Annotated in this window: 9 protein-coding genes; 3 read left to right on the top strand and 6 right to left on the bottom strand. The window is 70.0% G+C overall.

Annotated elements, in window-relative coordinates:
- The 3 genes from AC07OY_RS19305 to AC07OY_RS19295 all read right to left on the bottom strand — a co-directional run.
- A partial coding sequence (locus AC07OY_RS19305; RefSeq protein WP_495044240.1) for a FecR family protein occupies positions 1-872 on the bottom strand: 872 nt, incomplete at its 3' end.
- Positions 869-2,227 (bottom strand): surface lipoprotein assembly modifier, encoded by a 1,359-nt coding sequence (locus AC07OY_RS19300; RefSeq protein ID WP_495044239.1) that lies wholly within the window; start codon positions 2,225-2,227, stop codon positions 869-871. The genes AC07OY_RS19305 and AC07OY_RS19300, both read right to left, overlap by 4 nt.
- A 164-nt stretch (positions 2,228-2,391) precedes the next feature.
- Positions 2,392-7,209: an NAD-glutamate dehydrogenase gene (locus AC07OY_RS19295; RefSeq protein ID WP_495044238.1), complete on the bottom strand. Its 4,818-nt coding sequence runs from the start codon at positions 7,207-7,209 to the stop codon at positions 2,392-2,394.
- A gap of 188 nt (positions 7,210-7,397) precedes the next feature.
- Here AC07OY_RS19295 and AC07OY_RS19290 point away from each other — a divergent pair, with 188 nt between their 5' ends.
- The 3 genes from AC07OY_RS19290 to AC07OY_RS19280 all read left to right on the top strand — a co-directional run bounded on the left by AC07OY_RS19290 (position 7,398) and on the right by AC07OY_RS19280 (position 10,147).
- On the top strand, positions 7,398-7,754 hold the full coding sequence (locus AC07OY_RS19290) for a DUF2200 domain-containing protein (RefSeq protein WP_495044237.1): 357 nt from the start codon (positions 7,398-7,400) through the stop codon (positions 7,752-7,754).
- 121 nt (positions 7,755-7,875) lie between these two features.
- Complete coding sequence (gene bchE, locus AC07OY_RS19285; RefSeq protein ID WP_495044236.1) at positions 7,876-9,429, top strand: magnesium-protoporphyrin IX monomethyl ester anaerobic oxidative cyclase; 1,554 nt, start codon at positions 7,876-7,878, stop codon at positions 9,427-9,429.
- A gap of 40 nt (positions 9,430-9,469) precedes the next feature.
- Positions 9,470-10,147 carry a Crp/Fnr family transcriptional regulator gene (locus AC07OY_RS19280; protein WP_495044235.1) on the top strand — a complete coding sequence of 226 codons (678 nt, stop codon included), beginning with the start codon at positions 9,470-9,472 and terminating at the stop codon, positions 10,145-10,147.
- On the opposite strand, the gene AC07OY_RS19275 is transcribed toward AC07OY_RS19280, so the two are convergent.
- The 3 genes from AC07OY_RS19275 to AC07OY_RS19265 all read right to left on the bottom strand — a co-directional run bounded on the left by AC07OY_RS19275 (position 10,144) and on the right by AC07OY_RS19265 (position 11,993).
- Positions 10,144-10,821 (bottom strand): lectin, encoded by a 678-nt coding sequence (locus tag AC07OY_RS19275; RefSeq protein WP_495044234.1) that lies wholly within the window; start codon positions 10,819-10,821, stop codon positions 10,144-10,146. The two genes, AC07OY_RS19280 and AC07OY_RS19275, sit on opposite strands and share 4 nt — an antisense overlap.
- A gap of 130 nt (positions 10,822-10,951) precedes the next feature.
- Complete coding sequence (locus AC07OY_RS19270; RefSeq protein ID WP_495044233.1) at positions 10,952-11,401, bottom strand: c-type cytochrome; 450 nt, start codon at positions 11,399-11,401, stop codon at positions 10,952-10,954.
- 25 nt (positions 11,402-11,426) lie between these two features.
- A complete protein-coding gene (locus AC07OY_RS19265) occupies positions 11,427-11,993 on the bottom strand; it encodes a peroxiredoxin (protein ID WP_495044232.1) in 567 nt (188 codons plus the stop codon).
- Positions 11,994-11,997: the final 4 nt, after the last annotated feature.

The raw sequence follows: 11,997 nt of genomic DNA, 5'->3' as shown, positions 1-11,997 counted from the left end.
GGTGCAGGTGCAGGTGCAGGTGCAGGTGCAGGTGCAGGTGCAGGTGCAGGTGCAGGTGCAGGTGCAGGTGCAGGTGCAGGTGCGGGGGCTGGTACCGGTGCGGGGGCTGGTACCGGTGCGGGAGCAGGTGCCGGAGGGGTGGGCGCCTGGGCCGGCAACTCCTGGGAAATCCTGTCGCCCGACACGGGGCGTGCCGCCTCCGGCGCGGGGCTGGCTGCAGGCGAGGCCGCCGCGACCAGTTCCGGGGCGGCATTGGCGGGCTGCAGATACACCTGGGGCTGCGCGCTGACGCCGGGCTTGACCGACCGGTTCGGCGTGTAGGCCGACAGGCCCTTGGCCACGTCGACGCAGCCGCCGTCGTTGCAGACGGCCACGCGGCCGGCGATCACGCCGACACGCAGGCCGTTGTCGACGTCGGCGGTGTACTCGGTGCCGCGGATGCCGATGGTGCCCGAGGGCGTGTCCACCTTGTAGTGCTCGGTGCGGGGCTTGCCGATGCTGCCGCTGACCGTGCGCAGCTTGCCGCCGAGCAGGCTCATGAAGCCGCGCTCGTCATTGCCCGCCGGGCCGGCGAGGCGGTAGTCGTCCAGGCGCAGCGTCGTGCGCTCGCCCAGGGCCATCAATGCGCCATCGACCATGCGCAGCTGCACGCGGCCCTTGCCGGTCTGTACGGTCTCGCCGGATTCGATGCCTTCACCGGTCTTCAGCTCGCGCACCGCGCCCTTGGCCGAGACGACGCGTACGTCCCCGCTGGTGAACATCGCGGTGGCCGCCGGTGCTGCCCAGGCGATGCCGTTGACGGCGCACAGGGCCGCCATCGACAGCACATGGCGAAGCCAGGGGCCCTGCCGGGTTTCAGGCTTTCGGCTCATGGGAAGCTCCTGTGCGCGGTGATCTGGAACACGCTGCGGCCATAGTCGTACAGCACGATGTTGGATGCAGCCCGCGTGCGGCGCGCCTGCACGGTCAGCTGCCAGCGCGGGTCGGCGGTCCAGCGCAGGCCGGCGGCGATGTCGTTCTGGCGATCGCGGCGGGCCATGTCGAAGAAGGGCTCGGTGCCGCCGTAGCGGCGCTGCTCGTGCTGCCATTCGGCAAAGCCGGTGACGGCCGTGCCCAGGCGCTGCTCGGTGCCCAGCCGCAGGCCGGCACCCTCATGGCCATGGTGGGCGAATCCGGGCGTGCGGCTGCGCTCCTGCACGGCATAGGCGCTGCCGTAGAGCAGGGCGCCCGCGCCCAGATCCCGGGCGTGGCCGAGGCCCAGCAGGCTGCGGTCGGTGTTGCGTTCCGACTGGCCCGTGTATGTCTGGCGCGACCATTGCGCGAAGGCGCTGACCTGGGCGGAAGGGCCGAGCTGCAACTGCCATTGGGCGGTCGCGCCGCTGGCCGTTCGATAGGGGTGGCCGCCCACCCAGGCGGTGTTGTTCTGCAGGGCGACCAGCTGGCTCTGCGTGCCGCTGGTGTGGCGCAGGCCGGCGGTGGCGTCGAAGAAGACGGTGTCCATGTCACGCACGACACGGTCCACGTTGGCGCGCAGGTTGGCAGCGCCCACCAGCTTCCAGGCCGGCGACAGCGCCGCCTCGGCATTCAGGCCACCAGCGGCGGACAGCACGAGGTCATGGCGCTGGCGGTTCTCCGGCGCGGTCTGGAACAGGATGCCGCCAAAGGCGGGGATGGCGAATTCGCCCTGCTGGGTGGCGCTGTTGACGTTGCTGTCGTAGGCCATCCCCAGCTCGAGATAGCCGCTCACCCGCGGCCCGGTGGGCGGCAGGGCCTGATCGATGGCGTCGAGAGCGCGGCCGACGGCGGCGGATGCGCCTTCGGACAGCTCGCCGCGGCGCACCTGCTTCAGGTGCTCGCGGGCGGCATCGGCGTCTCCCGCTGCCAGATAGGCGCGGCCGAGCTCGGCGCGGGCCAGCATGTCCTGGGGCTGGCGCAGCACGACGCGTTCCAGCGCAAAGATGGCGCGCGTGACATGGCCGGCATCCAGCGCGGCGACGCCCAGCAGATAGTCGAAGCGGGCATCGCCCGCGCGCGTCGCTTCGGCCTCGGCCAACAGCGCATAGGCGCCGGGGGCATCACGCTTCAACAGGCGCGCACGCGCCTCGTCGAGCAGCGCATCCTGGGCGCAGGCGTTCGAGACGAAACAGGTCAGGGCGACGGCAAGGGCACAGACCCGGGCCTGCAGGCCGGATCGCGCAGCCTCCGTCCGGGAAGGCAGTGGGAGCAAAGAAACCTCTCGCTTTCAGGGCCAATGCTCGGCTGCATTGCGGTTGCCCGCATCTTCGGCCCGCGCCCGCCTGCATGGAAGCCGTGCGCGCAGGGGGGCCGTGACATCCGTCGCGGATGTCTTTATCCAAACGTAACGACTCTGCCCTGGGCGATGGCAATCCTCTAGGTGAGGCCGCGCAGCTCCCTCAGGGCCACCGACAGCATGGCCGCATCCGGCGCCGGCACCGCGCGCAGTTCGCCGAGCAGCTGCTCGGCACGCTCGATGGTGCGGCCATTGCTGGCCTGCCAGGCTTCCACCAGGGCCGTCGGCGACTCGTGGTCCCCGCCGTCGGCCAGCACCGCGCTGGTGATGGAGCGCTGCAGGCCGCCGAGGTCGTCCAGCATGGCGCCCTTGGCCAGCATCTGCCAATGCTGGTCGCCGGGCAGGGCGGTGATCTTGTCGCGCAGCCAGGGCAGGCCCAGGCGGTTGGAGAGGTCGAAGTAGATGGCCGCCACCAGCTCCACCGGCCAGCGCGCGCCGCCGGCGATCTCGGCGATGTCCAGCGTCGCGTACAGCGTGCTGAAGGTGACGACGCGCTCGGCCAGCTCGCGCGGCACGCCGCCGGCCACATACACGGCCGCCGCGGCGTCGACACGGGCGCGCTCGTCGGCATCCAGCAGCTGGGGCAGGCGGGCGGCCAGCTTGGTCACGTTGGACGTGAAGTGCTCGATGGTCGCGCCCATGTCGTCGATGAGGCGGTTGGAGCGCAGGAACCACTTGGTGCCGCGCTCCAGCTGGCGGCTGGTGTCGATCAGCATGCGCGACTGCAGCTCGTCGGCCACCTTGTTGTCCAGGGCCTCGATGCCCTGCCACAGGCTGACCATGCCGAAGATCTCGCGGCTGAGCAGATAGGCGCGCACGATCTCGAAGGCGCGCGCGCCCGTCGTCTCGAGCAGGCGGTGCACGAAGGTGCTGCCCACGCGGTTGATCATGCTGTTGGTGACGTGGGTGGCGATGATCTCGCGCTTGAGCGGGTGGCGCTGCATATAGCCGGCGAAGCGCTCCTGCAGCAGGGCCGGGAAATAACGCCCCAGCGCGGTGGACACCCAGGGGTCGTCCGGCAGCGTCGAGGAGAGCAGCTCGTCGTAGAGCCAGATCTTGCTGTAGGCCAGCAGCACGGCGCGCTCGGGACTGGTCAGGCCCAGGCCCTTGCCGCGGCGGTCGGCGATCTCCTCGTTGGAGGGCAGGTACTCGATGGCGCGGTTGAGCCGGTCGGCCTTCTCCAGGTACTGCATGAAGCGCGATTGCGCGTCCAGCAGCTGCGGCGCCATGTGGCTGGTGACGGACAGCACCTGGGTCTGGAAGATGTTGTCGCGCAGCACCAGGGCGGCCACGTCGTCCGTCATCTGCGGCAGCACGGCATTGCGCTGCTTGTCCGTCAGCTCGCCCTCGTTGACGGCCAGGCCCAGCAGGATCTTGATGTTGACCTCGTGGTCGGAGGTGTCGACGCCGGCCGAGTTGTCGATGGCGTCGGTGTTGATGCGCCCGCCCGCCAGCGCGAACTCGATGCGGCCGCGCTGTGTGCAGCCGAGGTTGCCGCCTTCGGCGAAGACCTTGCAGCGCAGCTCGCCGCCGTTGACGCGCAGCGCGTCGTTGGCGCGGTCGCCGACCTGGGCGTGGGTTTCGCTCGCGGCCTTCACATAGGTGCCGATGCCGCCGTTGTAGATGAGGTCGACCGGCGCCTTCAGGATGGCATTGACCAGCTCGGTCGGCGTCATCGCGTCGGCGCTGATGCCCAGCACCTGCTTGACCTCGGGCGTCAGCGGGATGGACTTGGCGCTGCGCGGATAGATGCCGCCGCCGGCCGAGATCAGGCCGGTGTCGTAGTCGGCCCAGGACGAGCGCGGCAGCTTGAACATGCGCTCGCGCTCGACGAAGGAGGCCTCGGCGTCGGGCGACGGGTCCAGGAAGATGTGGCGGTGGTCGAAGGCCGCCAGCAGGCGGATGTGGCGCGACAGCAGCATGCCGTTGCCGAACACGTCGCCCGACATGTCGCCCACGCCAGCCACGGTGAAGTCCGTCGTCTGCGTGTCAACGCCCATCTCGCGGAAGTGGCGCTTGACCGACTCCCAGGCGCCGCGCGCCGTGATGCCCATGGCCTTGTGGTCATAGCCGATGGAGCCGCCCGAGGCGAAGGCGTCGCCCAGCCAGAAGCCGTACTCCTTGCTGACGCCGTTGGCGTAGTCCGAGAAGGTGGCCGTGCCCTTGTCGGCGGCGACGACGAGATAGGGGTCGTCGGCGTCATGGCGCCGTACCTGGGGCGGCGGGACGATCTTGTCGCCGACGCGGTTGTCGGTCAGGTCCAGCAGGCCGCGCAGATAGTTCTGGTAGCAGGCCACGCCCTCCTTCATGAAGGCCTCGCGGTCGCTGGCCGGCGGTGCCTTCTTCAGCACGAAGCCGCCCTTGGAGCCCACCGGCACGATGACGGTGTTCTTGACCATCTGGGCCTTGACCAGGCCCAGCACCTCGGTGCGGAAGTCCTCCGGCCGGTCCGACCAGCGCAGGCCGCCGCGCGCCACCCGGCCGCCGCGCAGGTGCACGCCCTCGAAGCGCGGCGAGTAGACAAAGATCTCGAACATCGGCTTGGGGGCCGGCAGGCCCGGCACCTTGGACGAGTCGAACTTGAAGGACAGGAAGCTGCGCCGCTGCCCGGCCGCGTCGCGCGTCCAGTGGTTGGTGCGCGTCGTGGCCAGCATCAGGGCGAGGAACTGGCGCAGCACGCGGTCCTCGGACAGGTTGTCGACATGCTCCAGCGCGGCCGTGATGGCCTGGACCTGCTCGGCGGCCTGGGCCTCGCTGTCCGCGCCGCCGGCGGGGTCGAAGCGCAGCTCGAACAGGCGGGCCAGCTGGCCCGCGATGCCGGCATGCGCTGCCAGCGTGGCCTCGATGAAGGACTGCGACAGCGCAAACCCCATCTGCCGCATGTACTTGGCATAGGCGCGCAGCACGCTGATCTGCTCGGCCGTCAGGCGCGCGGCCACGACGAGGCGGTTGAAGTCGTCGTCCTCCACATCGCCGCGCAGCACGGCGGCAAAGGCGTTCTCGAACACCTGGTGCAGGGCGGTGACTTCCAGCTCCGCGTCCGCCAGGTGCGTCATCAGCCCGAAGTCGTGGATCCAGACCGGCGCCGAGTCCTGAGGCGCGATGCGGTAGGAGTGCTCGTCCAGCACCTTCATGCCCATGTGCTCCAGCATGGGCAGGCTGTCCGACAGCGTCAGCGGCGCGCCGCGGCGCAGCAGCTTGAAGCGCAGATGGCCGGGCGCGGCCTCGAGCGGCCGGTACAGGCTCATGCCCACCGGCTCGGCGTCGCTGAGCCGGGTCATCAGCTCGACATCGGGCACCGCGGCGCGGGCCTCGAATTCCTCGCGGTAGGACGCCGGGAAGGCGCTGCCGAACTGGCGCAGCAGCTGGATGCCGCGGGCCTCGCCGGTGGCGTCGATCAGGGCGGCCTTCAGGTCGTCGTCCCAGCGCCTGGCGGCGGACACCAGGCGGGCCTCCAGCTCGCGCACGTCGAAGGCCGGGATGTGGCCGGGCTGGGTGCGCACCGTCATCTGGATGCGCGCCAGCGCCGATTCCGACAGGTGGACGTTGAACTCCGAGCCGCTGCCGTTGAAGGCCTGCAGCAGGATGGCCTGCCACTTCTGGCGCAGCTCGGTCGTGTAGTGCTCGCGCGGCGCGTAGATCAGGCAGGACATGAAGCGCTGGAAGGGGTCGCGCCTCACGAACAGGCGAAAGCGCTGGCGCTCGCCCAGGTGCAGGATGCCAACCGCCGTCTGCAGCAGGTCGTCGCCGCTGGTCTGGAAGAGCTCGTCGCGGGGGTAGGTCTCAAGGATGTTGATCAGGGCCTTGCCGGCATGGCCGCCCGACGGCAGGCCGGCGCGGGCCACCACGTCGGCCACCTTGCGGCGCAGCAGCGGGATGTCCGCCGGGTTGGCGCTGTAGGCCGTCGACGTGAACAGGCCCAGGAAGCGGTCCTCGCCGCTGACCGTGCCGTCAGGCCCGAAGCGCTTGACAGCCACGTAGTCCAGATAGCCCGGCCGGTGCACGGTGGAGCGCGCGGTGGACTTGGTCACCACCAGCAGCTCGGGCCGGCGCACCTGGGCGCGCACCTCGGCCGGCAGCGCGGCAAAGGCGGCCACGGCGTCCAGGGAGGCCACGTCGTGCAGGATGCCCAGGCTGGAGTCGGGCACGACGGTCAGCGCATCCTGGCCGTTGATGCTGGTCAGGCCATGGCGGCGGTAGCCCAGGAAGGTGAAGTGGTTGTCGCACAGCCAGCGCAGGAAGTCCTGGCCCTCGGCCAGCTCCTCGGCGGGCAGGGGCGGCGCCTGGTTCTGCAGCTCGTCGAGGATGTCCAGCATGCGCTGGCGCATGGGGCGCCAGCCGTCCACCGCCGAGCGCACATCGTCGAGCACGCGGCCGACGTCGGCTGCCAGCGCGTCCAGCCGCGCCGGCTCGGGAATGCGGTCCACCTCGACATGGATGAAGGACTCGCGCACGCCGTCGGCGGCCAGCCCCTGCAGCGTGCCGTCGGCGTCGCGGCCCATGGTCATCAGCGGATGGATGATCAGGTGCAGGGTCAGGCCGTGGCGGTTGACCTCCATGGTCACCGAGTCCACCAGGAAGGGCATGTCGTCGTTGACGATCTCGATGACGGTGTGGGTGGACTGCCAGCCATGCTCGGCGATGGTCGGGTTGAAGACCCGCACGCGCGCCCGGCCCAGTTCACGCTTGCGCGCAAAGCTCCAGTGCGACACCGCGGCGCCGTAGAGGTCGGCCACCTGGCGCTCGGCCAGCTCTTCCGGGTCGACCTGGCCGAAATAGCGCTGCACGAAGTCCACCAGCGCCTCGCGCTGGTCCTCGCTGGCGCGGCTGCGCACCAGCTTGACGACTTCGTCCATGCGTTCGGCCCGGGGGCCGGATGCGGTTGTCTGCGCCAGCATGCTTGTCTCCTGTCGGGTCATGGAATCCGCCGCTCCATCCTCATGAGGGGTCGGACCTTGCCTGCCGTTTCGTCCAAGGAAGCCAGCAGGGTACGCCTGCCGGCAATCCATTGGGAAGTCGGGGCGTTGCAACTCCCCATGGCATAGCATCCTCCATTGACGCCGCGACCCGGCAGGAGCAAGAGAACATGGCCGGCCACCGCATCTTCGCCACGCCCTTTGCCAAGGTCTACCCGCTGTACATCCGCAAGGCCGAGGCCAAGGGGCGCAGCAAGGCCGAGGTCGACCGCATCATCTTCTGGCTCACCGGCTATGACGCGGCCGGCCTGCAGCGCCAGCTCGACGCCGCCGCCGACTTCGAGACCTTCTTCGCCCAGGCGCCGGCCCTGAATCCGAACACGGCCCTCATCAAGGGCGTGGTCTGCGGCATTCGCGTGGAGACCATCGAGGACCCGCTGATGCAGAAGCTGCGCTGGCTGGACAAGCTCATCGACGAGCTCGCCAAGGGCAAGGCGATGGAGAAGATCCTCAGGCAGGCGGCGTGAAGCGCTGACCGGCGACTTCACACTGGCCTCATACGGGCCTCACCCAGGGTCCCCACACTTTCCCCAGGGCCACCGCCCGCCTTGCGCAGCTCGCGCCGGGGGCGCCGGCCGGGAGGAATGAATGAGGATCGTGTTGATCAACCCGCCGCACACGGCCATCGGCAGCCGCATCCCGGACGACCATCTGCCGCCCTTGGGGCTGCTCTGCATCGGCGGGCCTCTGATCGATGCCGGCTTCGAGGTGGCGCTGGTCGACGCCGATCTGGAGAACATGCCGCTGGCGCGCATCGTCGAGGAGGTGGCCGGCCGGGGCGCCGATGTCGTGATGCTGGGCCATTCCGGCTCCAGCTCGGCCCATGTCACGGTGGTCGCGCTGTGCGACGCCCTCAAGCAGCGCCTGCCCGGCGTCACGACCGTCTACGGCGGCGTGCACCCCACCTACCACTGGGACGAGATCCTCGCCGGCTGCCCGTCCATCGACGTCATCGTGCGCGGCGAGGGCGAGCAGACGGCCGTCGACCTGATGCAGGCCCTGCAGCGCCAGGGCGATCTGCACGAGGTGCGCGGCATCGCCTTCCGCGAGGTTCAAACCGACGGTTCGGCCCTGCCCGTCGAGACGCCCGCGGCCGCCATGATCCGCCGCCTGGACGACTACCGCATCGGCTGGGAGCTGATAGACCATGCGCGCTACACCTACTGGGGCGGCAAGCGGGCCGTCGTCGTGCAGTTCTCGCGCGGCTGCCCCTATCTGTGCAACTACTGCGGCCAGCGCGGCTTCTGGACGCAGTGGCGGCATCGCGACCCCGTCAAGCTGGCCCGCGAGATCGCGCGCCTGCACCGCGAGCACGGCGTGGAGCTGATCAACTTCGCCGACGAACTGCCGACGGGTTCGCGCCGGATGTGGCGGATCTTCCTCGAGGCCCTCATCGCCGAGCAGGTGCCGGTGCTGCTGGTCGGCTCGACGCGGGCCGGCGACATCGTCCGCGACGCCGACATCCTGCATCTCTACCGCCGGGCCGGGGTCATCCGCTTCCTGCTGGGCATCGAGTCCTACAGCGAAGCCACGCTGGCCCAGATCCGCAAGGGCGCCAGCATGCATGAGGACCAGCAGGCCATCCAGCTGCTGCGCCGCCACGGCATCCTGTCCATGGCGACCTATGTCGTCGGCTTCGAGGAGGAGAGGGATGCCGACCTGTGGCGTTCGCTGCGCCATCTGCTGCGCTACGACCCCGACCAGATCCAGCTGCTCTATGTGACGCCGCACCGCTGGACGCCCTTCTACAGGACGGCCGAGCACCGCCAGGTCATCCAGGCCGACACGCGCCGCTGGGACTACAAGCACCAGGTGCTGGCGACCCGCCACATGCCGCCCTGGCGGCTCTTCCTGTGGTTCAAGTCCATGGAGCTCATCCTGCAGCTGCGGCCCAAGGCCCTGGGCCGGCTGCTGCTGCACCGCGATCCCGTCATCCGGCAGTCCATGCGCTGGTACTCGGAGATGGGCCGGCGCACCTGGTTCAAGGAGGTCTTCGAGTTCTTCTTCAAGACCGAGAGGCTGAGCGACGGCCCGGCGCTGGGAAGCTTCCTGGGGCCGACGCTGGAGACCCGGGAGTACGCCCTGGACAAGAGCGGGCCGGGGCGGCGCGTCATCCCCCTGAAGCAGGCCGAGGCCGCCTGAGGCGATAGTCGCGCCATTCGTGATGACGAGCCGGCCGCCGATGCAAGCCTCCAAGGACCTCTACACCTTCATCCGCACCTCGCCCTGGGGCCGCACCCTGGCGGCGGGCGACCTCGACCTGGTGCTGTCGGCGGCCGTCGAGCGGACCTACTTCCCCGGCGAATCGGTGGTCAGCACCGGCGGCGAGGCCAGCTACTGGGTCGGCATCATGGACGGCCTGGTGGTGCAGAAGGTCGTCAGCGAGAAGGGCGAGGAGACGGCCCTGACCGCGGCCTGCTCGGGCACCTGGTTCGGCGAAGGCACGCTGATGAAGCAGGGCCGCTGGCGCTATGACGCCTTGGTCCAGCGCGAGGCCCGCGTCGCCCTCATCCCCCTGCACATCTTCCAGTGGCTGCTGGACAGCAGCCTGGCCTTCAACCAGTTCGTCGCCCGCCTGCTGAATGCGCGCCTGGGGCATTTCATGGAGCTGCTGGCCATCGGCCGCCTGCCCGGCATCGACGCCCGGGTCGCGCACACGCTGGCCAGCCTCTTCGATCCCTATCTCTACCCCAACCGGTCCAGCCTGCTGCCCTTCAGCCAGAGCGAGATCGGCCTGCTGGCGGGCGTGTCGCGCCAGCGTGCCAATGCCGCGCTCAAGCAGCTCGAGGCCGACGGGCTCATCGAAGCCCGCCGCCAGGGCGTGCACGTTCTCGACGTGGAGGGGCTGAGGAGGCGCTAGTTCGCCGCGAAGCAGTACAGCAGGCCTGCGCCGCCCGAGCTGACCAGCTTGGGTTGGCTGCAGCCGCGGCTGCCATGGGCGCTGTTCCAGGACGCATTGCCGCCGCCGGTGCGGTCCACATGGCCGACCTGCACCGTGCCATCCTCGGCGCCGGAGGTGTAGTTGCGGCAGGTCTTGTCCGCACCCTCGGGGAAGGCGCGGCCATCGGCGGTGGAGCCGGTCAGGATGTCGTGCTCGTTGGGCGTGTCGCCGGCGGCCTTGGTGCGCTCGCCCTTCTCGTTCAGCGCCGTGTTGCGCGTCAGATTGCTGCCGAGCTGGGCCTGCTCCAGCGTGTCGCCGTGCAGATGCGCCACATCGCGGGCCACGACCGCGCCGCGCACATTGGTCCACGGGCCCTTGCCGATGCGGTCGCGGGCATGGACGGCGTTCGCACCCTGGGTGCTGAGGTAGGCGCGCCATGACTTGAACGGCGTGCCGGCCGCGTCGGCCAGCTTCTGGCAATGCGCGTCGGCACCTTCCAGGCCGCCGTAGTTGGCGCCGTTGCCGCCACCCGTGCTGGTGACGAAGAAGCTGAAGGGCGGTGGCGGCGGCGCGCTGGCGGCGGCGGCCGGCACGGTCTGGGCGTAGGCGCTGGTGGCGAGCAGCAGGGCGGCAATGGAAAGCGTATTTTTCATATGGGGTTCCTGAGCATGGCGCCCCATCGGGCGCCACGCGATTCATCCAGCGGCCGTCGTGGAACCGGCTTTGCCGGGCCACTGACGGCGCCCCCTCGAAGGGGGCCGGCGAAGCCGGTAGGGGGTGAGCTCAATTCCTGTAGTCGTCGTGGCAGGCCTTGCAGGTCTTCTGCAGGGCGGCGAGCTGGGCCTTGACGGCGGCGACATCGCCGCCCTGGGCGACGCGGGCCAGTTCGGTGGCCTCCTTGCCGAAGGCGGCCTGGGCGGCGGCGGCGCCGGCCGTGTCGCTGAACAGCGTGGCCTTGACCGTCGTGTCCTTCCAGCCCTTGCCCGTCTCGGTACCGGCGGTGAACAGCGAGGGCAGGCCGGTGTTGGCCACCGCGGCAATCGTGTTGGCTGCGCGGATGACCTCTTCCTTGTTGTAGTTGCCGTCGACATTGGCCTTGACGCGGCCGGTGTTCCAGCCGACGACCTGGTAGGCCGACTGGCGCCACTTGATGAGCTGCTCGGGCTTGGGCGCCTGCTGGGCCTGGGCGCCGCTGGCCAGCAGCGCGGCCGTGAGTAGAAGGGCGGATTTCATGGGGTTGGAGGGGGTGGTGGAGGAGTCAGGGGCGGGCCAGGCGCTCGACCTCGGCCAGAGCGGCGGCGACGTTGGCGGCCGGTGCCAGGCCGCCGAGGGTCGCGACGACGCGTCCGCTCTTGTCGATGACGAAGCTGGTGCGCTCGGCGCGGGCGTGCGTGATGTCCTGGCCCTTGGTCGTCTTGCGGCCGGGCGGGGTTTCGCTGGTCGCGATGTCGAAGGCGCGGGCGATGCGGCCGTCGGCGTCGGAGGCCACGGCCAGCTTGCCGGCGCAGGTCTCGGGGTCGGCGGAGAACTCGCGCAGCCGCTCGAGGCCGTCGCCCGACACGCCGATGACGCTGGCGCCAGCGGCCGTGAAGCGGGCCAGGTTCTCGGCGAACTCGTGGGCCTGCAGATTGCAGCCGCCGGTGAAGGCGGCGGGGTAGAAGTAGACGACGACCGGACCCTTGGCGAGGGCGTCCTTCAGCTGCAGGTCGACGGTCTTGCCGGCGAGGGCAGCCGTGGCGCGGAAGTCGGGTGCGGCATCACCGGGCTTGAGGGCGGCCTGGGCGGCGCCTGCGATGACGAGCAGAGAGAGGGCGAGAGTCTTCATGTCT

It is taken from the genome of Roseateles sp. GW821-FHT09H10, from assembly GCF_059415865.1.
The sequence above is the reverse complement of the archived record's forward strand: the minus strand, read 5'-3'. Positions and strand labels throughout refer to the sequence as shown.

Excerpts from the sequence above, each read along its gene's own strand:
- AC07OY_RS19265 (WP_495044232.1), bottom strand. The coding sequence starts at position 11,993 with ATGAAGACTCTCGCCCTCTCTCTGCTCGTCATCGCAGGCGCCGCCCAG.
- AC07OY_RS19275 (WP_495044234.1), bottom strand. The coding sequence starts at position 10,821 with ATGAAAAATACGCTTTCCATTGCCGCCCTGCTGCTCGCCACCAGCGCC.
- AC07OY_RS19270 (WP_495044233.1), bottom strand. The coding sequence starts at position 11,401 with ATGAAATCCGCCCTTCTACTCACGGCCGCGCTGCTGGCCAGCGGCGCC.
- bchE (WP_495044236.1), top strand. The coding sequence starts at position 7,876 with ATGAGGATCGTGTTGATCAACCCGCCGCACACGGCCATCGGCAGCCGC.
- AC07OY_RS19290 (WP_495044237.1), top strand. The coding sequence starts at position 7,398 with ATGGCCGGCCACCGCATCTTCGCCACGCCCTTTGCCAAGGTCTACCCG.
- AC07OY_RS19295 (WP_495044238.1), bottom strand. The coding sequence starts at position 7,209 with ATGCTGGCGCAGACAACCGCATCCGGCCCCCGGGCCGAACGCATGGAC.
- AC07OY_RS19280 (WP_495044235.1), top strand. The coding sequence starts at position 9,470 with ATGCAAGCCTCCAAGGACCTCTACACCTTCATCCGCACCTCGCCCTGG.